This is a genomic window from Paenibacillus medicaginis, assembly GCF_042138635.1.
Taxonomy (GTDB): Bacteria; Bacillota; Bacilli; order Paenibacillales; family Paenibacillaceae; genus Paenibacillus; species Paenibacillus medicaginis.
Map to the genome: position 1 here is coordinate 16,930 of NZ_JBHIRY010000042.1, position 21,932 is coordinate 38,861.

Consider the following 21,932-nt stretch of genomic DNA (forward strand, 5'->3'; position numbering starts at 1 on the left):
TCTGTTGCCTTCCATTCTACGCCAGTTTCGGGAAATGTCCACCACCGACGCCTGTCTAAGCTTGGAACGGGGGCCAGCAAGCTGGTATAATTATGGGGAATGGAGATGAGATCAATGGCTAAAAAAAGAAGACCGACAGCTTCGGCACAAGCCCCACAGGATAAACCCGCCACCCTGAAGGACCTGCTCAGCCCGGAAGTGCTTGATAAACTGAAAGCACAGGCAAATGAGGCCAAAGCGGAGCAGAACAGACGCGAGGAGGAAGAACGGGCGAAGGTGATCGAAGCACGCAAGGCCGAGCAGAAGCGGCTGGAAAATGATTTCGAGTACCTGCTGAACAACAGCAGCCCGGACTGGAAGAAGCACAAATAAGCCAGAAACCCCTAATGGGTTTTTGGCTTATTCAGTGATGCGCTTACAATATAAGTCTGATCCAATACAGAACCCCGATCCAGACCGGCAGACTGAACAGAATGCCCCAAATCAGGCCTTTGATCAGCTTGGTATTGATGTCCATGGTTCACTGCCCCTTTTCTTCGGGAATAGCAGCAGTATGGTCAAGAGACGGGACTTTCAACCCCGGATTTTTCTTCTCCACGTACTATAAGGTATGATAGAAAACGTAAAAGTTATCAGCTGTCTCAGATTTAATCGAAGCGGAGGTCATAGTCATGATGAAAAAAAGAATGCAGCGTCCCCTGCTGCTGAGCTTGTTTGCCCTGCTGCTCATCGCAGTGGCCGGATGCGGCACGAAGCCGGCGACAGGCAGCGACCAAACAGGACAAACGCAAACCGCCAGCGGCGCCGGGCAGGATTCTGCCACGCCTTCCGGCACCGGAAACGTCGATACCAGCGGCGCCGCCTCACACCCTGTAGTGACGATCGACATGGACAGTGGCAAGCAAATCAAGCTCGAGCTATACCCGGAGGTTGCCCCGAATACGGTGAACAACTTCATTTCGCTGGTGAAAAGCGGATTTTATGACGGCACCACCTTCCATCGTGTCATTCCCGGCTTTATGATCCAGGGCGGCGACCCGGACGGCAATGGCACCGGAGGACCGGGTTACGGCATTAAAGGCGAGTTCAAAACAAATGGTGTAGAAAATAACCTGCTGCATACGACTGCCGTGCTGTCCATGGCCCGCGCAGCCGATCTCGACTCAGGCGGCTCCCAGTTCTTCATCATGGTTGCGGATGCGCCAAGCCTTGACGGTCAATATGCCGCCTTTGGCAAAGTCACCGAAGGTATGGATGTGGTCAATGAAATCGTGAACCTGCCGCGTGACGCAAATGACAAACCGGAGAACCCTCCGGTGATGAAGAAGGTTACCGTGGATACACTAGGCAAGGAATATCCTGAACCGGAGAAGGTTCAATAACATCGGAGGCCATAACCCAAAAAGAAGCAGGCCTGGTCTGGCAGCATGCCGAACCAAGCCTGCTTCTTTTTAGTTTCCTTTGTACATCAGGATCAATCTGTTGCTGTCGATGTGTGCTCTACCATTGCCTCAATAATAGTATCCCAATCTTGATCATGAAGCTCATGTCCTGTCCCCGGCAGTGTCAGCAGTCTTGCGCCGGGAATGGTTTTGACAAGAGACGTTGCGTGTACGTAAGGGATCACCGGATCCTCTGTACCGTGAATAACCAGGGTAGGAACAGCTATCTCGTCCGTCCTTGCCAGATAAGCTTCCCCGCCCACTACCATACCGTGATTGTTCATACTCTCCGGATTGCTGCTTCTTTCCACTTCCTCGGTTGCCAACCGGCGAATCCTGTTTTCATCATACGCATGCCTGATCCCGGCGCAAATTTTTCCTCTAGCCACGATAAAATCCACTACTTCTGGTTCATTCGCCCAGTTGATTGTCCCGACATTCGCAAAAAAGCTCATCACCTTCTCCTCCATCGGCGGAAGATCAGGAGCGAAATTCGAGGATGAGATGAGCGTGGCGGTCAGGATTCTGTCGGGATGCCGAAGAGCGATGATCTGAGTTAACAATCCCCCCATGGACATGCCAACAACATGAGCTTGATCAACTTCAAGGGCATCCAGCACACCAATGGCATCATCGGCCATATCTTCAAACGTATAGCCTGGGTGACCCAGTGTATAGGTGGTAGAACGCCCAACATCGCGGTTATCATAACGAATGACAAAGCGCCCTGCTTCAGCAATGCGTTGACAAAATTCCTTCTCCCACCACACCATGGAGGATTGGGCCCCCATGATCAGTAAAACGGCTGGATCAGCCTGATTTCCGAAGCTTTCGCAGCATATATCGACACCATTAACTTTAATAAGCTGTTCGTTCATAGTCATATCCCCTTTGCTTGAAGCATAATCCGAAACGAAAAAAACACAGACATCGTCATGTCTGTGCAGTGTAATCGAAATATGAAATGCCCATATGTCCGCAAAAGAAAATATCCACATGCAATAATATGCATGTAAAAAGAAGCACCCCAATACAAAGAGTGACCTGTTACGAAAGGCGGACTCACGTGAAAAAGGCAAACCTATCCCGATTACTCTGCACAAAACAGAGGAGAAGCAGCAATTACAGTGATTTGCATTGCTTTCTCAATCGAGAAAAATTTACCACACGTAACCCTCCTGTCGTTTAATTAACAACAGATTACCATATCTAATTTGCACTGTCTACATTAATAGAAAAAGGACAGCCCCCAAGTCATTTTTTTGACTTTTGAGATTGCCCTCCTTCATTGAGTGGTTTAATTCTGTTCTTCTCCATGCACCCGCCGGGCAAAGTCTACAAACTGAAATTTGTCGAGACGGTGCCGGGATTCGGTATACTGGAATTGGGTCGTGTCCTCAAGGTAGATATAGTTGCGGACGACGACGATATGCTGATAATCATGCAGATCCAGCAAGCGGCGGTCTTCGTCTGTAACTTCCTCTACGGAAATTTCCTTCTTGGCATAGCTGATCTTCAGCTGCAGCTCCCGCTCCAAATATTCAAAGATAGAATGGCCAGCAATTTCCTTGTTCAGAGACCCGACGATGGAGGAGAGAATATAATCCTTATCCAGAATAATCCGTTCTCCTTTAATCTCCCTTGACCTGACGACCTGCCAGACATGCTCTCCTGCAGTAATCTGCAGCTGTCTCGCCAACTCAGGGGAGGCGGGAATCTGCCTGACCTCATACACATGAGTCTTGGTACTTCTGCCGAGCTTTTCCGACATTTCCTTGAAAGATATAAGTCCGGTTACTGGAAAATCCATTCGTCCTATATCCAATACAAAAGAGCCTTTGCCCTTGACCTTGTGGATATATCCGTTCTGGGCCAGCAAATTAAGGGCCTTGCGCACCGTTTCTCTTGAGGTTTCATATTCAGCGGTTATATCATTTTCCGAAGGTAGCTTGGTACCGGGAGCCAGCTCCCCGGCCTGAATCTTCTCCGAGTAGTCATTGAAGATTTGCAAGTAGATGTTTTTATACAATGTGATCACCGCATTCATTTTAACATGGGCATTCTGCATTATCCAGCTACCGGCATCGGCATCGGAGGAACTGACTTTCCCCTGTTCTAAGAACTTATGAAGAGACGCTGTTGGAAGCGTACATGAACAGGCTTTTATTCTTTAAGATGAACCTTAAGAATAATATCCTGCGATCCCCGAACCTCGCCAAGCGGCATCTCTTCCACCTGCTCAATTCGTTCCTGCCCGCCAGCCAGAATAACCGGCGTAATCATCAGAAATCCGGCTGCCCTGATACCCTCGTGGTCAAACTCCAGCAGCAATTGGCCGGCTTTGACCACATCACCTTCCTGAACATGGACGGTATAACCGCGGCCTTTTAAAGCTACCGTATTGATTCCGACATGAATCAGGATCTGAACGCCGGAGGCATGCTCCAGCATCACGGCATGCTTGCTCTTGATCACATGGGCCACAACACCGTCGAAAGGAGCCGTAACTCTACCCTCTGCCGGTTCCACTGCAATTCCCTGCCCCATGGCACCGCTTGAAAAGGCAGGATCGGGCACTTCCGCCAGTTCCACCGCTTTCCCCGACAATGGAGACCGGATTTCCAGAACAGCCTCTGGGTTGTCTGCACTTTCAGAAACGGCTGCATGCCCTTGTTCGGCAGACACGCCGGAATGATCGGCAGCTTGCGTTTCGGCATTGTTATTGCTGTCCGCATTGTCAATTGTTTTGCGGTTCGTCCATTTGCCATAGAGCAATGTAGCGGTGAACGGAATGATCAATACAATAGCCATGCCCAGGAAGAACACACCCCACTGGTTAGGGTAAATGGACAGAAAACCGGGAATACCGCCGACGCCAACGGAGGATGCCAGCACACCATTCACCGACAGCAGAACACCGGCAATGGCCGAGCCAATCATACCGAAGATGAACGGAAACTTAGCTCTGATATTGACACCAAACATGGCAGGCTCCGTTACTCCCAGAAAAGCGGAAACCGAAGACGTTACAGCCAGGCCCTTGCTTTTCTTTTGTTTAAATACGTACATCATGCCCAGCGCCGCTGCACCTTGCGCGATATTCGAAAGTGCCAGCATCGGCCACAGGAAAGTGCCACCTTGAGAACCGATAAGCTGCACATCGACTGCCAGAAAGGTATGATGCATGCCCGTAATGACAAGCAGCGCATACAATCCGCCATAGATCAGGCCGCCAAGCGCAGGAGCCAAACCGAAAATATACACCAGGCCGGAAGTGATTGCGTTTCCAATGGCAAATGTAACCGGCCCGATCACGGTAAAGGCCAAAAAACCTGTAATTAAAAGTGTTACGGGAGCGACGATCAGCAGTTTAAACGCGTCAGCCACCCTTTTATTCAAAAATGCTTCAATCTTCGCCAGAATATAAGCCGATACCAGAACAGGCAGCACCTGGCCTTGGTAACCGATCTTCTCGACCTCCCAGCCGAACAGATTCCAGACAGGAACGGTACCATTCGTCTTGGCATCTGCATAGCCATAACCGCTGAGCAGGTCGGGATGGACAAGAATCAGTCCGAGCACAATGCCAAGCAGCGGACTGCCCCCGAAACGGGTGACGGCAGACCAGCCTATGAGTGCCGGCAGGAAAGTAAATGCCGTGCTGGCAATCGTATTAATGATGGACGCGAAATCCTTCCACTCGGGATAGACCTGTACCAGTGATTGCCCTGCGAAGAAAATGCCCGGTCCTGTTAAAATATTGTTAATCCCGAGCAGCAGACCGGCAGTAACGATCGCCGGCAGAATGGGGATAAAAATATCCGCCAGCGCTTTGACAGCCCGCTGAAGCGGGTTTTGCTTTTTGCTCGCAATGTTCTTCAGCTCATCCTTGGAGACCCGCTCTCCGCCGGTGATTTTCATCATCTCGTCATATACCTGGTCGACAAGACCCGGCCCAATAATGACCTGGAATTGCCCCTGGGTGGAAAAATGCCCCTTGACCAGCTCATTGCTTTCAAGTGTGGCTTCATCCACCTTGCTTTCATCATGAAGCGAAAATCTGAGCCTGGTGACGCAGTGGGTGGCCGCTTCGATGTTTTCTTTACCACCGACGGCCTGAAGAATCAGCTCTACATCCTTTTTATCAATCGCCATGTTACGCTCCTCCTCTGAATTATTAAGCATCTGGTCTGTTGCTTACCGTATAATCCACATATATGAAGCAAACGGAGTCAGCTTTGTCCGCTGCAGCAGTTCAGGTTCAATGTCTGTGTTGCCCAGCAAGAGCTCCACATGTCTGCCTTTCACCGTATTCCAGAAACGGTCTGACAGCTCGAATACAGCCTCATCCCCGCTAAAGTTGGCAATGACCAGCAAGGTCTCCCTGCTGTTGCTGCGGCTGTACGCAAAAATCTGAGGATGCGCCTCGTCCAGCCGTTCATAGTTCCCATCCGTGAATACCTCGATCTGCTTGCGCAGCGCGATTAATTTGCGGTAATGATGATACACCGAATTCGGATCTGCCAGCTGCTGTTTCACATTGAGCGAAGGGTAACGTTCATCCACCTTGATCCATGGGGTGCCGCTCGTAAAGCCTGCTTGAGGACTGCCGTCCCACAGCATCGGGGTTCTGGAATTGTCCCGCGAACGCTCCTGAATGATTGCAAATGCTTCCTCGTCTGTTTTACCCCGTTCTTGCAAAATCCGATACATATTTCTGGACTCGATATCCCTGATCTCATCTATGCTGTTCCACTGCGGATCTGGCATTCCGATCTCTTCTCCCTGATAGACATAAGGGGTTCCCTGCAATCCGTGCAGAGTCGTTGCCAGCAGCTTGGCGCTTTCGGCCAAATACTGCCCGTCATCCAGAAAGCGGGATACGGCGCGCGGCTGGTCGTGATTGTTGAAGAACAAGGCATTCCAGCCCCCTCCCTGCTGCATTCCGAGCTGCCACTTGGACAGCAGGCTTTTCAGCTGCTCGAAATCGTACGGCATAAGCTCCCACTTGTTATTGTTCGGATAATCCACCTTCAGATGGTGGAAGTTAAACGTCATGGAGAACTCCTTTTCATCCGGGTCGGAATAACGTATGCAGTTCTCCAGTGTTGTGGAAGACATTTCTCCGACCGTCACCATATTGTATGGAGCGAATACCTTCTCGTGCAGTTCCTTCACAAATTCGTGAACACGCGGCCCGTCGGTGTAATAGATGCGCCCATCTGCCGGCTGGTTCGGACCAAAGTCATCAGGGAACTGCTGATTTTTGGAGATCAGGTTGATAACATCCAGTCTGAAACCGCTCACACCCTTTTCCGCCCAAAAGGTCATCATTTTGATAACTTCATCTCTAACCTGCTCATTTTCCCAGTTTAGATCAGCCTGGGTCTTGTCAAACAGCGTAAGATAATACTGCCCTGTCATTTCGTCATACTGCCATGCCGGTCCGCCGAATTTGGATTGCCAGTTATTCGGGGGTCCGCCAGCAGGCGCCGGGTCTCTCCATATATAATAATCCCGGTACGGATTATCCTTAGATTTTCTGGATTCCTTGAACCATATGTGTTCCGTGGAAGAGTGGTTGACGACAATATCAATCATCAAGTGCATCCCGCGTTTTTTGAGCTCACAGACCAGCTCTTCAAAATCCTCCATAGTGCCGAATTCGGGATTGATGCTGTAATAATCTGCTACGTCGTAACCGTTATCATTTTGTGGACTGACATACACCGGCTGCAGCCAGACGATATCAATCCCGAGATCCTGCAAATAATCAAGCTTGCCGGTCAGTCCCTGGATATCCCCCGAACCCGAGCCAGTCGTATCCTTGAAGCTCTTCGGATACACCTGATAGACCGTAAGCTTTCTCCACCAGTCCTGTTGCTTTGTACTGCTCATATAGAAGCCTCCACTATCCATGTAATAAAAAAAATAATCCCCTACCCAAACAACATGTATATACAAGCAAGTTGATTCTATACCTGTATATACAAGTTGTCAATCTTTTTCTGCCGTCGTTTGGCTAACAAATTATGAGACTGCTTCCTGTAGGAATACAAAAAGAGCCGCTCATTAGCGACTCCGGTGTTGATGGCTCCACTTTGGAGGAAAAATTGGAGAAGAGCGTCAGAGCCCTTCTCCATAGCAAAAAAGGTTTTTCTACTGCTTCTCTTTTTCATGTTCTGAGGCGCTCCGAGAACGAAGCTGCGTACATATCCCAAGCGAAAAAAAACGACCTCCCTTCGCTCTGGAAGGATGGTCGAGGCGTGCTTCACCATACTGAATACTTATATCCTACCCCCGTCGCACCCATGTCTGCAAGACTTGACCCAAAAACAGCAACTTTGAACGATATTTCGTACAAAATCCTGGGGATGGACACTTGCGCGCTCTCTTTTGTACGTTTTTTCGTACAAAGTCCTGGGGATGGGAGCCAGATCGCTCTCTTTTGTACGTTTTTTCGTACAAGGCCCTGGTAATCGGCACTCGCACGCTCTCTTTTGTACGTTTTTTCGTACAAGGCCCTGGTAATCGGCACTCGCATGCTCTCTTTTGTACGTTTTTTCGCACAAAGTCCTGGGGATCGGCACTCGCACGCTCTCTTTTGTACGTTTTTTCATACAAAGTCCTGGGGATCGGCACACTCATGCTCTCTTTTGTACGTTTTTTCGCACAAAGTCCTGGGGATCGGCACACTCATGCTCTCTTTTGTACGTTTTTTCATACAAAGTCCTGGGGATCGGCACACTCATGCTCTCTTTTGTACGTTTTTTCGTACAAAAGTCTGAGAATGGATGCTCACGTGCACGCTGGAATATAAGCTTAGGTGGATATAGCTCGCACAAGCTCGTCTATCCGTGGTGGGATATCCAAATTTTTGATTGGAAATAGATTCAATGAGACCTCTGAACGGTACGACGAAATTTTCATTCGTCAGTGTTGCCACGAAGCGACATGGAAGTCTCATATCTCATATCTCATATCTCATATCTCATATCTCATATCTCATATCTCATATCTCATATCTCCATAAACCTAATATCTCCATAAACCTCCGAATTCCCGTGGCCTACGATTTCGGAGGCTTCGCCGTTAATTACTCCAGCGCTCCCAATGCTGCCTTGGCCGCCTGGGCGATTAACTCATTGTCATATTTGGCATCCTTGGTATCACGGCTGGACAGCACAGCGATAATGATCGGCCCCCGGTCTGGCGGCCATACGATGGCAAGATCGTTGCGGGTTCCGTAGCTTGCGGCCCCGGTCTTGTCACCGACTACCCAGCCCTCCGGCACACCCGCCCGAATTAATTCGTCACCTGTAGTATTTCTCTTCATCCAATCGATAAGCAGTTCTTGTTTGTCAGCAGGCATGGAATCGTCAACCGCCAGCACTTTAAGGCTCCGGACGAGCGCTTTCGGAGTGCTGGTATCGCGTATATCCCCGGGGACGGCTTCATTCAGCTCTGTCTCATAGCGTTCTGGCATAATTACTGTGTCGCCAATCTCCCTCATCGCTTTTTCGAACCCTTCAGGTCCCCCCAGCTCCTTGAGCAGCAGATTTCCGGCCGTATTGTCGCTAAAGCGAAGGGCCGCATCACTGATCTCTTTCAGGGTCATGCCGGTATCCACCTGCTGCTCCGTAATCGGGGAATACGTAACCAGATCATCCTTGGTATATTTAATGATTTTGTCCAATTCGTCATCAGATGCTTGCCGCAAAATCGCACCTGCTGCCAGAGCCTTGAACGTTGAGGCATAGGCAAAACGCTCATCCTCCCGATAGGCAATTTCCTTACCAGTGCCTGTATCCACAGCATACACACCAAGCCGGGTCCCGAACCTGCTTTCGAGCTTCCCGAAAGCGGGATTCATTCCATCGGACATATCCTTCTCAGCCGTCGGATTCGATACGCCCGCTGGTTGACTCACAGCGTCCGCAGACTGATTTATAGCATCCGTTTTTGTGCAGCCAACCAGTATAACTAGACAAAGCACCGACGCCCATAAAGCTATTTTATTTATACCCGTTAAGTATTTTTTCAAGATGTAACCCTCTTTTCACAATGATATCGTTTAAAACTTACAGGCTTTCACAGTATCTGTCCGGCATCACCGCCCTGATTGCTCTCTATGTATTACATTTGTAATTTTTAAAAGTCAAGTTCAGTCCTTAAGATCACAAAAAGCTTCGTACCACTGAGTTCGGGCGCCCTACAAGCGTATTAAAGCAAAAAAAGGACCCTCGTAAAGGAGCCCTTCTAATAGTATAATCGATAAACGAAAATGACCCGCTCATAGGTCCCCACCTGTGAGGTCACTTCTTCCGTAGTAACATTTTGCTTGGAGGGGTGAACCCACTCAAAGTTGTTGTGCTGGGGACGGTTGGTGGACCGTCCTTATTTCTATTCTTACTTTAACATACCCTTTTTTACACCTCAAGATAATAGTATGAGTATCATGGAAAAGGACGTATCCCGCAGGAGATTCTTCAAAGCTTCTCCCTATACGCTTCAAGCTTTTGCTCAATCATGGACATATTTATCATAAGCTGATCGATCCGGTTGGCTATCCTTTCCTTCTGCCGATTCAGGACATCCACACGTTCCAGAATTGTATTGTCCCCTTGAAGGGTTAATTGTGCAAATTCCTTCATTTCTTCAATGGTCATGCCGGTGTCCCGCAGACAGCACGCGAACTTCAGCCATTCCATGGCTTCCTCGTCGAAGACTCTTGCACCGAATCCGTCTCGTTTGATAGGAGGGAAAATCCCCTCCTTTTCATAATAACGCAAGGTATGAATGGACAATCCGGTTTCTTCTGCAACCTTGCCGATTGAATAACTAATATGACTCTCCCCTTTAACCAAGAACCAGGCTCTGCATGTACGCCTTAAACTCCTCGTCGCTCAATTGTTCCCGCTTCTTCAATATTTCTTCGGCATCTTTACCTGCAGGGTACCTTAATCGATTACTTTCGTCCACCGCAGCTTTATAAATCGTTTCAGCAACCATTTCCGGTGTGGCCTGCAGATGAGCATTATTTTGAACAAATTTCTCAAAATCCTTGTTAAAAGAATCAGTGAAATCATTATAGTCTGACAACGCCTCATGATTCAAACGTACAGCTGAACTGTACCACGGAGTATTCACAATACCTGGCTCGATCAATTTAACCCGGATATTCTGGGAAGCCAGTTCATAAGACAACGATTCGGAAAAGCCTTCTACGGCAAATTTGGTTGCATGGTATAAAGAGGTCAGAGGGAACGTGATTCTGCCGCCTTGAGAAGAAATGTTGATAATCAGTCCGTTCCGGTTTGCCCTGAAATGGGGCAGCATCGCTTGTGTTGCGCGCATAAGCCCAAAAACATTGACGTCAAACTGATTATGAATCTGTTCTTCGGTAGCAGCTTCAAAAATCCCCACTGCCCCATAACCGGCATTATTCACAAGCACATCTATTTGCCCGAAGTGCTCTATGGCTTCATTTACCGCTTGATGGATCGTCTCAGGCTGTTGAACGTCCATACGAGTGACTAAAATATGGTTATGGCGGATGAGCTCGGTTTCCTTTTCAGGTGAGCGCATAGTTGCTGCGATGTTCCATCCCTGTTCTGCAAAATGCATGGCTGTTGCTTTACCAAGTCCTGTGGATGCCCCTGTAATCAAGATTGTTTTCATCATATAATCCTCCCTTTTCAATGAGTGTTTTTAGTATAGTGCCTAGAGTTTACTCTATAGCAAGGCAAAAGTTTTGAGAGGAAAACAACCAAAACTGAGGGGACTTCTCTCTGTTTCTATTCAGGTGTATTATTTCCTGCGCTCATTCAGCGCGCTCTTGAACACGTACCGGATGCCTTTCCCTGCCATGGGCTCATCGTTATATCTCGGTAGCACATGCAAATGTGCATGCATGATGTGCTGGCCTGCGGTTTCACCGCAATTCCAGCCAATATTATATCCGTCCGGCTGATACAGTTTGTCTATGTGGGCTTTTGCCTGCTGGAGCAAAGTATAAGTGGCCTCCCATTCCTCAGGTGTCAAATCAAAGGCAGTCTCCCGATGATGCTTGGGAACAATCACACCCGCCCCTTCAAGGATGCTTCCTTTCTCCCGAGCTTCTTCCAGTTGCAAAAAACGGCAATGTTCATTGCTTAATATTTCATTATCCCTCGGTTCAAGTTCCGAGTTGCAAAATATACAGTCTTTCTGCATGCGGGCTCCTCCAGGATTTTCAGTAGTTTAGTTTTATACAATAAAGTCAGCGTCGAGCTTCCCTGTCTGATAATATGGGTAGTCCATTGAAGCTTGTATTTTTCGCACCGTTTCTGTATCTGTAAACCATTCGAGCAGGTATAATCCCAGATCAACTGAAGTCGCCACCCCGCCGCCTGTAACGGTATTTCCGTCTCTCACAATTCTGGCTCTGACTACTTCTCCGCAATAGGGCTCCAACAACTCATATGCAGGCGGGTTGGTGGTTGCCCTTTTCCCATCCAAAAAACCCGCCGCTCCAAGCAGCAGCGCTCCGGTACATACCGAAACCTTGTACTTAACATCCCTGGCTGTTTGTAACCATTCTACAAACTCCGCATCATCTTTCAGTTTTCTGGTCCCCAAACCACCAGGAATGAAGATCATGTCATATGTTGATAAGTCATTGGAACCATGCTCTATTTTCATAGTAATGCCCAGCTCATCCGTCACCTCAGGCCGATTCGAACACAGATCCCAAGAGACGTTGTCCATAAGATTTAAAATTTTCAGGCGTGTAATAGCGTCATAGAAACCTACAAAATCCAGCATTGTCATTTGGTCAAACAGGATAAAAGCGATTTTCATCTATGAGTACCTTCCTTATCAAATAGCAAGAAGTCCTTTGTGTTAATATGTTTGATTTCGGAAATAACGACCTTTTCTCCACAGTCGTTTGTTAACATTTCATACAAACCATCGGGTACAAGCTTATACCGGGGATTACCAATAAAATCACCCAAATCCTTCCACACAGCATAGAAGCGTTTCTCACCCTCAACTCCAGTGAATATATCTTTTTGATAATCGTCATCGCAACCAAAATAAGCTTCATAGATAAAATCATACTCATGACCGATTTGTCCATCATAAGGGTAGATATTCCCAATAATCCCAATCAATTTAGGTTCTATGATATCAACATTGATCTCTTCTTTTACCTCGCGCTGCAAAGCCGACTTACTGTCCTCTCCGTACTCAATGGTACCGCCGACCGGGCGAAATGTGATGACCCCGTCTTCCTCCGGAAACTCTTCTAGCAAAATGGAGGATCCTCTACGAATAATGCACAACGAAGATGCTCTGTAGCGCAATGTCACTGCCTCCCCGTGTTCTTTTCAAGAAACCTGTTGATCAAGGGCATATCCGGCGGTGACAGGTCGCTTGGCATTTCATCAAAGGCAAAAAAACGCACCTCTTTGGTTTCAGTTCCGTCCTCCACAGCTTCCCCTATGAAATCAGTACATTCATATGCGGCCACAACATTGTACACTTCATCACCATTGGGATACTTATAATACAGGTCTTTCCCGGAGAAAACATGAAGCAGTTCAAGTTTCGCGGCAGTCAGCCCTGTCTCTTCAAAAAGCTCCCGTACCGCCGCTTCTTCCAGACTTTCCCCAAGCTCCATCGATCCTCCCGGCAGTGCCCACAACCCATTATCTGCTCTGCGCACGAGCAGCAACTCCCGGTTGCGATGCAGAAGCACACAACCTCCCGCCATAATAATCGGCCTTGAGCCAACTAATTTTCGAATTTCACTTATGTATCCCAATGTGACGATTCCCTTTCATATGAAGGTCTGGTATGTATATACAATATACGAGAATGTATTTATCTGCCAGTAGAATCTATCACTCTTTTGTCATAACATTGCGACTTTCCACTTGGACTGTATATTCCGCAAGTGTCTGATGTCCTGCCCGATTCTTGAACAGCCACAGCTCCGGTGTATCCCGGATTCCCTGCACCGCCAGCTCAAATGCCTCCTCTGGCAGCTTCTCCGCCTGTAGAAAAAGACGGTTCCCATCCGTTTCGGCTACTTTCAGCCTTATGGTTTCCCGGGTTCCATCGGGTATGGTCGCATACGCCCCTATCGCCTCAGGACCAACAGCGGCGATGCGCTTGCTGAAGGTTACGACCAGTTCGTCATCACCGGCGCGAACAGCCTTAACCGGAACAGGAGGCTCATCGTACATATAACCGCCCAAATGGTACTCATAGGCTGTCCAGGCATCGTATCCCTGCTCGCGTATTGACGAGTTGAATGCTGTCAGCCAATCCCTGCCTCTGATCATCCGCTCCAGTGAGCCGATATCTGTCTGTATACCAAGCGGAAGCCCGGGAAAAGCAGCCTGAATCGGATCGGCAAAGCGCTTGTACTCCGCAATATAGTCTGGCGGGAGCTTCGGCCGCATCCAGTCTGGCCAGTGGGTCTGCAGCACATGCATATCCGGCTGCACGCGGCGGATCATTTCAACGGCATCAATACCCTGCCACTCGCGGAGCTTGGCCGGCGCCAATCCCCGTCTGTCCCTTACCACCAGCGACCAGGTTGCGATCCGAATATCCGGCCTGGCCTGCCGCACGCCGCCAGAGCCGTTCACCAGTTCGTCAATCAGTCCGTTTACGGCCTCAACCCTCAGCTCAATCCACCGCCGGTAAAGCTGCGGTACCCTGCGGTAATAATTTGCGGCCCACTTGTTGCGGAATTCGGGCATCTCCGTGCTGTATCTTTCCTTGAATGCACGCTGCGCATGCGGCCCAACATCCCCATAAATTCCGCTGCGCAAGCCGTTCCACTCGGGAAAGTACGGCTCGGCCACTTCAAATCCGTCAAAAGGTACTTCCGTGACCAGGCGGGCGGCAGCCGCTTTTTTCCACTGCACATATTCCTCCGCAAAATGGGACAACCGCTGGAAGCTGTCCTTCGGTTCACGCAGCAACTCCATTTCCCAACTTCTCCACTCCGGGGGCAGATGCGATACGCCGAAAGAGCCGTTGCCAAGCACCATGGCCCATACCGCGATCCCCCTTCGCTGCAGAGCGTCTATAATCCGGGTATGTATTTTATTTTCCTGTACGACAAAATAATGAACGGTACGATAACCCGCGCTCTCGATTTCCTCAGCCACACTTGCTGCGGACCTGCCTTCATAATAGGGAAACAGCGGATCAAGCTGAATGCTTGGTCCTTGTAAGACCCAGGGCTTGATTGCATGTTCTGTTCCATTGACGTTTTGTGACATGGGTGACCTCCTGATTGAATAGGTGTGCCCTGGTAAAGGGAGCCCTTCTATACATTATGGTTATCCCCGTATGATTCATTCACAAGTCGTTACTTCCTCCGATATGCTTTCCCTTTTACCAGACAGCAGCCTGAACAGCAGCAGCATGCACGAAAAGAACACGAAGGCCACGGCCTCCTCGACGATGATGTAATAAGGATAGGGGCCGAGCACGTCCAACAAGGACGGCGTATCCGGTTTGCCCCGCAGAAACATGTAATTGGCATCCAGCAGCACATCGGCAATCCACACGACCAGCGCGCACACGTTCAGGAAGAGCATAGCCAGTCCAACAGACTTCCATGTGGGCCTGTATCCTTCAACCCAGGTCATATACAGGCTGGCAAGGATAATCACCCCGTGGGCCACAAAAAACTGGATATACCTGAAATGCGGAAATTCATACGCCAGATTGGGCGTCAGTGCAGCCTGCAGAGCGCCGGCTATGCCGGCAAAGAACAGTAACTGATACAGCAGACGGCTACGCGTCGCCAGCATGACAATGGAAAGCAGGAGCGTAATGCTGCATAGCTCCAGCGGAAGCGTCCGGCTTGCGTCCCATACCTGCTGATGAATGTACCAGAGATGCAGGCATACCTCTGAAGCCAGCAGGATCGCGGCAAGCATCCAGCGCAGTAGCGTTCGCAGTCCGGTGCGGCTGCGGATGCGGTGCCGCAGAATAAAAAGCAGCCACACCACAGCCGCAATAATGCCAATGCAGACCAGATGCGGCGGCGAGAATGCCTGAAATATTTCGCCGGACTGAGCGTCAAGCCAGGAAGGCTGCTCTCTCAACCGGATCTCCCCCTTATGAAGCCAAGACCTCTTTTTTGCGTCTCCATGCCCGGCTTTCGTCTGCGCAGAAACTGCCCGATGGCCGCTCTGGCACAGAACAGTGAAAACAACAGGAATAATACAGACCATAACCATGCAGGCACATGCGTCCAGGCCGCCAAATTGGCGGCATCCCCCGCCTGCGATGGGCTGAGCAGCGAAGCTGTGAGAATGATGATCGTACCCGCAACCGACTCTTCAAGTGTGATGAAGGCCAGCAGCAAGTAATACAGCTTGGTTATTGTACGTCCCCCTGCCAGCATAACGACGACATTCAGCACGATAAAACCGGCCAGCCACAGTAATCCGTAGCCTTCATGCACATACAGAAGAATCATGATTGCCGCAATCAACGTTATGATTCCCAAACCCCACTTGTGCAGCTGCCGGGCATGCAAATAAAACATCAGCACAGCAAACAGGGACGCCCCCGTATATCCGGCGAGGGAGGCCAGAATCGAACTGCTCTGCGAGGTCATTAAGGTATATGTAACTCCGCTGTGGTCCGCGTTCAAGTCAATCCGCTGCACCTGGCCGGACATCATCAACGTGACCACGGCATGAGCAAACTCGTGGATCATCGTGTCCAGCGTTCTGAATATATGGGAGAACGGAATAAACCGGGTGAGCAGTGCGGCTCCGGCCAGCAGCAGCAGCGTTTTGAGCCATTTTGTCAAAGCGGAATCGGCAACCTTTCCCGGTTATGCTTGGGCAACCAATAATACACGCTCAGAAGAGTGCTTGCCCGAACCGTTATATTCATCTTATGATAAGAGCAAGCCTACAGCAACTCGGCCGTATTTATTCCACAAAGGAGACCATCTTATATGCCAACTAACCGCAAGCTGTGGACGGATGGAGATTTCCAGGAAGCCATCGACCGCCACCTTCCGGTCCGCATTTTCGAGAACGACCAGCTCGTCGGCTCCGGCGGCTGCATCATACGCTTCGACGATACGACCGTTGTTATTCAGTCAGGCGTAGACGACCTCGCGTATCACGACCGCGACCGCTGCGAATTTTTTGAGCTGAGAAGATAAAGTGAAATAAGCTTCACAAATTAATATCAACAGGACCTCAACATAGGCATTTTACGTCTGTCTTGAGGTTTTTATCTATACACATTAATTTTAGGAGAGATGCAAATGATAAGTAAAAGATTTATAAAAACTATGGGTATGTTGATGGATGACCAAGGGGTCGAATTAGTTGAAGGATTTAACTTAGTTCTATTAAAACAGATTAAATCCCCATTTCCATTACGAGAAATATCGCTCTTGTTCAAAGAGGCAACTGACCTGAAAAAGAAGCATTTTGCATCTAACATGAATATGCAAATAAAAGTGATGGCTAACAAACCCTTTCCTGACTCACAATTAATTACTTTATTGCGGGCAAAGTATTTAAAAGAAAAGAGCAAAATATTGCTGTACCAGGAAATCATTAATCTTATATGTGATATATACGGAGAATTAGGAGAATTGACGGCTGAGAAATTTTTGTCGAATGAACAAAGAATATATGAGCAATTTGGACCAGCCCACTTCTATTGGGGATTGCGTCTGTTTCCAATTCATGACAGCAAGATAGAGCATCGTCTCCTTGAGTTCGGGGAGCAGCTATCAACCATTACGGATGCAGCAAAGGAAACAGCGGCGACCAACTTGGCAGAATCAAAGGATGAAAGTAAAGAAGCTAAAGAGAATTCTCTTATTACCAGGGAACGAAATCTTAGAGTAAAGGCTGAACAAGAAATCGAAACCCTCAAGAAACAAATAAGAAGTTTGGAAAAAAGTCAGGAACGCATAAAAGAAACTAATGAACTTATATCTTCGGAAAATTTATCTTTGGAAAAAAAGTTATCAGAGAAGGATGAAGCTATAGAAGTTTACCGAAATCAAGTAATCAACCTGGAAGCTGAAAAAGAGAATTTGAACAGTCAATTAAACCATCTTCAGAAGACACTGGATGAGCAAAAAACTAAAGAGCAGCAAACCATTCAAGTTTATGAAAATAAATTGAGAGAGTTAAATGCTGGAACGGAATTTTTGATCCAAAAATATGAACAAGATATTAAGAAATTAAAAGATGAAACCCCCTCTTCCAACTTAAGTTTACATGAAGTAGTAAAAATGTTAATGGATTATCTGTATCAGGCTATAGAAATAAATTTTGCTCAACTTAAAACCAGCCTCGACCGGACAGATCGTGAGCAGCTAAGAAAAAAAATGAATGACCACATGCAATTTATGGATTCCTTGGAGCTACTTCTGGAAGAACTTATACAACCATTACCTCAAATCAGTCCGGAAGAGACAGCAGATGAGAGTACACGGCAGACTGAGGAGCTGCCCAAAAAAGATAACCCTAACGATGAAACTACACATGCTCAACCAGGAACCTTTTATAGAATGGATCACGGAGGTTATATCAAGCTAGAAAATGGTGCAGCCTTTAACATACCAGAGTCATTGGTAAATAGCCTACAATTAGAGCATGAAGCTGAAGTAGAATGCGAACCCGCACACAGAGCTGATGGTTCCGTAAATTATATGATTCGAATGCTTTTTCAAGGAGATGATACTTGCGCTCCTATCACTCAATATATGGGGTATATACAACTTGGTGAGCACTTCAAATATTACTGTGTGGATATCTCCGATCCCAATAATCGTTACCCGTTGTACGAAAAAGACTTTGAAATTCAGCGGCCTAAAGACGGAGATCCATGCTTGTTTAATGTAGCACACGGTGGAGAACATGCACGCTTGTCCAAGCTTTATACAAGCTATGGCACGGATTATTATAAGAAAGAGAACACGAATGACAAACCAATTAAGGGGAACACAGGAACCGTTTCCAGAGAGAAGCACCAATCGCCAAATGCCGGCCGAGAACCGTTCCTCGAAGGTTGCAAGATTGTCATCATTGGCGGATTAAAGAAATGGTTTGATTCGGTTGTCGAGGAAACAGGAGCAGAATTCTATCATGAAAATGGAGAGTCCCCATCTAGAATTCACCCCAAATTGCGCCGGGCTGACGCTTTGTTTTACCTTCTTACTGCCAACTCTCATGAGGCAACTACGAGTTGTATTCCTATTGCGAAGGAACAAAAAATACCTCATTTCAAAATAGAAGGATCTAAATCCAACCTTCGTAAATTGCTTTGGGATAATCGAGACATGATACGAAACAAAAAGGCATCCGCTCACTAACTCATTGGTAAATGGGCACAAAAGTGCTGGAAGCCTTCTGTCTGTTGTCACCATGTACCTTATCTTCAACTAAGATCATTGTCTTACCATCTTGATGGTGATGCCATATATACCCTGCTGGTGGTTTGTTTGTTCGGCTTAGATACAGGTGGAACGGAGTCCTTATTCAAACCAGCTTCTTCATTAGCTGCTCTATAATCTGCTGGTCGATTTGTTGGAGAAGCGAATTTAATTTCGACTGGCTCGACAGTTGGATGATAATACTTTGAAAAATCAGGATAAAAAAGACCACAACAAGGGTGATTCTTTCTCTCATTATTTTTCCCGCCGAATCAGGGTTAGGACGATATTTAAAGGTTGTCTTTTCATGGATTTGCCCTCCCTTCTGTGGCGACGGGGGCGGCTAGCTTTTGTGAACGCTCCATTTCCTCCATAAGAGATACTGCCGCTGTACGTCATGCTCATCATAGCCATTCTGTACCATGACATTCAGGATGGCGCGAGGGATGGAATCAGTGTAGCCATACAAACAACTTCGGAGCCTTCCCATGAAATGTCATAGAGGACAACAAACACACGATGTGTTAGTCCTAGCTTCTGAATGCATTCTTTAACTTGATGATTCATGAATGATTTCTCCTTTCAAATTGTCTTCCCTTTTAGGTTAGACACTCTACAGGCAGGAATCACACCAGACATACAGAAGCATAGGGAGTTTTTAGAGTCTTGAATTTGTCATATCGGGAGTAGTCCATGAATAACAAGATAGCCTAGATATTAACGGTATCTCCCGAATGCATTCGATTAGATTGCCACATCACACTGTTTTAATGATTTACCGATTCGGTTTAGTCTTCTCACGGGCAAGAATAGTTGAATTTGCTAGGCTTCGTTATCTACCGCGCGCTTAATGGAAGTGCGTGGTGCTTAGTTGCATCAACATGTCTAAGCTCATTCATTTAATCAAGCGCAACAGAGAAAGCAGATTCAAGCATAGCACCAAAGTTATTAAAAGTTTCCATAAGCTCACCTGAAGGTTTATCGAGTTCAACAAAACTTTTTTTAGTAGCATTAAAACAATACCAAGCAATATCTGAATCTCCAAAAAAAATCAACTCATCTTCGTCTTTAATTGACTCCCAAGTTTCATTGGCATCAAAAAAACTATCAACCTGATTTACTGGCTGGGAATCCAAAAAGTTATTGTCTATCCCGTATATTTTCAGTCCATTAAATTCAATTCCATTTACTGTTCGTAAAAATTCAAAGTATTGCTGCGGAAGTATACCTTCACCGAATTTTTCCACTACAGACTTACGAAATCTTGATATTTCGTTTTCATTGGCAGGAGCATTGAGTTTTCGGTTTCGCTTTCCCCTTATTTTGGATATTTGGTCAATTTGCTCTTTCCACATATAATCACCTTCTTAAATTATTTATTCCTTTTTTGGAGGATAGATGTCTCCATCTGGAATAGGAAATTCTACTGTTTTACTATCCCCGGGTTTCATACCCTTTGTTAATGAATTCTGCTCGTTTGTAATAACCTTGTGATAAGGATCGTTTTTTATAAGAACTAAGTTTTCCAGGTTATTGGTACCACCTTGATCCAAAGGAATTTTATGATGAACTTGCCAGCCGTCAGGAACTAGTCCGTCTTCCTTCATATCTTCAATATCATTATCTGAAATTCCAGCTTGTTTTAATTCTTTTAATTTTTTAGGATCATTCGCCTTTGACTTCATCATCTCTTTCCTGACCTTGTTGAAATCCTTTCGCAATTGAGCTGTGTCCTCAGGATTTCTCTTATTAAATGTAACGCTTTCTGTTTTAACATTAGGAAGCGTTACATCCTCACCTTTTAATTTACCCACAAAGTCAGGACGACCATCTTTTGAGACGGCTTCTCCCGTCCCCTCAGTATCAGGCTTCTTCCCATTGTCAGGCTTTCCAGAGCCGCCGCTACCACTTCCGTGGTTACCGCTACCGTTGCCATGGTTACCGCCACCACTGCTTCCGTGACCGCTGCCTCCACCAGAAACAATACCGGAGCTGCCGCCATGGCCGCCCTTCTTGCGCCCTCCGTTGGTCAGAATACCCAGCAGGGTAATCGCTTCCTGCGGCGCCCAGCCTTCCTCCTGGATTTTCGCCACCGCTACTTCCTGGGCCTCACTCTTATAATAGTTAACTGCCGTTCCGTGTGCCATGCTCATCGCCAAAGCCATTCGTGGACGGTTGGTCTCGAGGTTCTGCATCGCTGTCTTCAGCTTTTGCAGCACTTCCGCCTGGTTCAGGTTGCTGCCCATGCTTCGTGCTCCGGTGTATACTTTCCCCAGTGAGCTCATTCCTGTGACCGCCAAGGATTCGGCCACTTCCTTCGCCGACTTCACGACGGTTGCGGTTTTGTCCACTGCTTTGACCGCCTTGCTGCCCAGCTTCGTGGCTTGGGCAACTCTACGCGCCGCTTTCGCTCCGGTCGCCGCCCAACCTGCAAACGGAATGGCGGACGCCACGGATAACGCTGCTCCGACATAGTCGCCCCGCGCCAAGGAAATGCCGGCATTGGCTAAATCCGCAATTTCACCGACCACCGGGATACATCCCACTACGTCCAGCACGACCTGCGTGACATCCAGGAACTTGTTCCAGAAGCCCTTTTTCTCTTCCTTCTTTGCTTCCTCGGCAAACGGCGCTTCCGGCTGTGGCTCCAGATCCTCGACGCTGACTGGTGCTTTGATCAGGCCATCCAGCTCCACCTCTTCGCCGCGGATGTCCGAGTTGCCGTCCAGTACCAGACTGCTGCTTCCGCTCAGCAGATAAATCGCCTGCTGCGCAGTAATCCCTATCTTCTTCTCCGACGTCCATTCCAAATCCTTCTTGGCGGACATCACAATGCTGCTGTCGCTTTGGATCGTAATGCCCCCGCTGTCCTCTAGCGAAATAAACAGGCTGCCCTCCGTCGCCGTCAGGCTCATATCGGATGTACCGAACTTGAGCTCTTTCCCGTAGTTCGTGCCCCAGTATTTCGTATCGGGGTCCTCCAGCTTGGGGGAAGGCTGTCCGCTTTTGCGGACCGAGCCCCGCACCATCGCTTCCTCTTCCCTCGCGCTTTGAAAATA

Annotated in this window: 21 protein-coding genes; 4 read left to right on the forward strand and 17 right to left on the reverse strand. The window is 47.9% G+C overall.

Features of this window, described 5'->3' with window-relative positions; all coding sequences use genetic code 11:
* The first annotated feature begins 114 nt into the window (after positions 1-114).
* On the forward strand, positions 115-372 hold the full coding sequence (locus ACE5LO_RS25280) for a YqkE family protein (protein WP_375522697.1): 258 nt from the start codon (positions 115-117) through the stop codon (positions 370-372).
* Between the two features lie 299 nt (positions 373-671).
* Positions 672-1,382, forward strand: a complete 711-nt coding sequence (locus ACE5LO_RS25285; protein ID WP_375522698.1) for a peptidylprolyl isomerase — start codon at positions 672-674, stop codon at positions 1,380-1,382.
* 92 nt (positions 1,383-1,474) lie between these two features.
* On the opposite strand, the gene mle is transcribed toward ACE5LO_RS25285, so the two are convergent.
* From mle to ACE5LO_RS25355, 14 genes are all read right to left on the reverse strand, one after another.
* The gene (gene mle / locus ACE5LO_RS25290) at positions 1,475-2,320 is read right to left on the reverse strand and encodes an alpha/beta fold macrolide esterase (protein ID WP_375522699.1); all 846 of its coding nucleotides are present in this window, start codon (positions 2,318-2,320) and stop codon (positions 1,475-1,477) included.
* A gap of 419 nt (positions 2,321-2,739) precedes the next feature.
* Positions 2,740-3,471, reverse strand: coding sequence for a trehalose operon repressor (gene treR, locus ACE5LO_RS25295; RefSeq protein ID WP_375522715.1), 732 nt, complete (start codon positions 3,469-3,471; stop codon positions 2,740-2,742).
* Positions 3,472-3,605: 134 nt separating this feature from the next.
* Positions 3,606-5,597 (reverse strand): PTS system trehalose-specific EIIBC component, encoded by a 1,992-nt coding sequence (treP, locus tag ACE5LO_RS25300; RefSeq protein ID WP_375522700.1) that lies wholly within the window; start codon positions 5,595-5,597, stop codon positions 3,606-3,608.
* Between the two features lie 42 nt (positions 5,598-5,639).
* Entirely contained in the window at positions 5,640-7,340 is a 1,701-nt protein-coding gene (treC, locus tag ACE5LO_RS25305) for an alpha,alpha-phosphotrehalase (protein WP_375522701.1), read from the reverse strand.
* A gap of 1,198 nt (positions 7,341-8,538) precedes the next feature.
* The gene (gene bla, locus ACE5LO_RS25310; RefSeq protein ID WP_445993916.1) at positions 8,539-9,486 is read right to left on the reverse strand and encodes a class A beta-lactamase; all 948 of its coding nucleotides are present in this window, start codon (positions 9,484-9,486) and stop codon (positions 8,539-8,541) included.
* Positions 9,487-9,931: 445 nt separating this feature from the next.
* Complete coding sequence (locus ACE5LO_RS25315; protein ID WP_375522702.1) at positions 9,932-10,309, reverse strand: MerR family transcriptional regulator; 378 nt, start codon at positions 10,307-10,309, stop codon at positions 9,932-9,934.
* Positions 10,302-11,126, reverse strand: a complete 825-nt coding sequence (locus tag ACE5LO_RS25320; protein ID WP_375522703.1) for an SDR family oxidoreductase — start codon at positions 11,124-11,126, stop codon at positions 10,302-10,304. The genes ACE5LO_RS25315 and ACE5LO_RS25320 overlap by 8 nt, the downstream gene beginning before the upstream one ends.
* Before the next feature lie 126 nt (positions 11,127-11,252).
* Entirely contained in the window at positions 11,253-11,657 is a 405-nt protein-coding gene (locus ACE5LO_RS25325; RefSeq protein ID WP_375522704.1) for an HIT family protein, read from the reverse strand.
* Positions 11,658-11,690: 33 nt separating this feature from the next.
* Complete coding sequence (locus ACE5LO_RS25330; RefSeq protein ID WP_375522705.1) at positions 11,691-12,284, reverse strand: DJ-1/PfpI family protein; 594 nt, start codon at positions 12,282-12,284, stop codon at positions 11,691-11,693.
* Positions 12,281-12,790 carry an NUDIX hydrolase gene (locus ACE5LO_RS25335; RefSeq protein ID WP_375522706.1) on the reverse strand — a complete coding sequence of 170 codons (510 nt, stop codon included), beginning with the start codon at positions 12,788-12,790 and terminating at the stop codon, positions 12,281-12,283. The genes ACE5LO_RS25330 and ACE5LO_RS25335 overlap by 4 nt, the downstream gene beginning before the upstream one ends.
* 2 nt (positions 12,791-12,792) lie before the next feature.
* Positions 12,793-13,251, reverse strand: a complete 459-nt coding sequence (locus ACE5LO_RS25340) for an NUDIX hydrolase (RefSeq protein WP_375522707.1) — start codon at positions 13,249-13,251, stop codon at positions 12,793-12,795.
* A gap of 79 nt (positions 13,252-13,330) precedes the next feature.
* The gene (locus tag ACE5LO_RS25345; RefSeq protein ID WP_375522708.1) at positions 13,331-14,725 is read right to left on the reverse strand and encodes an N-acyl-D-glucosamine 2-epimerase; all 1,395 of its coding nucleotides are present in this window, start codon (positions 14,723-14,725) and stop codon (positions 13,331-13,333) included.
* 75 nt (positions 14,726-14,800) lie between these two features.
* Positions 14,801-15,559 (reverse strand): YwaF family protein, encoded by a 759-nt coding sequence (locus tag ACE5LO_RS25350; protein ID WP_375522709.1) that lies wholly within the window; start codon positions 15,557-15,559, stop codon positions 14,801-14,803.
* A complete protein-coding gene (locus tag ACE5LO_RS25355) occupies positions 15,556-16,275 on the reverse strand; it encodes a M50 family metallopeptidase (RefSeq protein WP_375522710.1) in 720 nt (239 codons plus the stop codon). The genes ACE5LO_RS25350 and ACE5LO_RS25355 overlap by 4 nt, the downstream gene beginning before the upstream one ends.
* Positions 16,276-16,425: 150 nt before the next feature.
* On the opposite strand from ACE5LO_RS25355, the gene ACE5LO_RS25360 reads away from it, so the two are divergent.
* Together ACE5LO_RS25360 and ACE5LO_RS25365 are read left to right on the forward strand one after the other, a co-directional pair.
* A complete protein-coding gene (locus ACE5LO_RS25360) occupies positions 16,426-16,638 on the forward strand; it encodes a hypothetical protein (protein WP_375522711.1) in 213 nt (70 codons plus the stop codon).
* A 105-nt stretch (positions 16,639-16,743) separates the two neighbouring features.
* Complete coding sequence (locus tag ACE5LO_RS25365) at positions 16,744-18,813, forward strand: hypothetical protein (protein ID WP_375522712.1); 2,070 nt, start codon at positions 16,744-16,746, stop codon at positions 18,811-18,813.
* 1 nt (position 18,814) lies between these two features.
* Here the strand turns inward: ACE5LO_RS25365 and ACE5LO_RS25370 are convergent, their stop codons facing one another.
* The 3 genes from ACE5LO_RS25370 to ACE5LO_RS25380 form a co-directional block, all read right to left on the reverse strand.
* Complete coding sequence (locus ACE5LO_RS25370) at positions 18,815-18,979, reverse strand: HNH endonuclease (protein ID WP_375522717.1); 165 nt, start codon at positions 18,977-18,979, stop codon at positions 18,815-18,817.
* Between the two features lie 793 nt (positions 18,980-19,772).
* A complete protein-coding gene (locus ACE5LO_RS25375; protein WP_375522713.1) occupies positions 19,773-20,228 on the reverse strand; it encodes a YrhA family protein in 456 nt (151 codons plus the stop codon).
* A gap of 21 nt (positions 20,229-20,249) precedes the next feature.
* On the reverse strand, positions 20,250-21,902 hold the full coding sequence (locus tag ACE5LO_RS25380) for an HNH endonuclease (RefSeq protein ID WP_375522718.1): 1,653 nt from the start codon (positions 21,900-21,902) through the stop codon (positions 20,250-20,252).
* Positions 21,903-21,932: the final 30 nt, after the last annotated feature.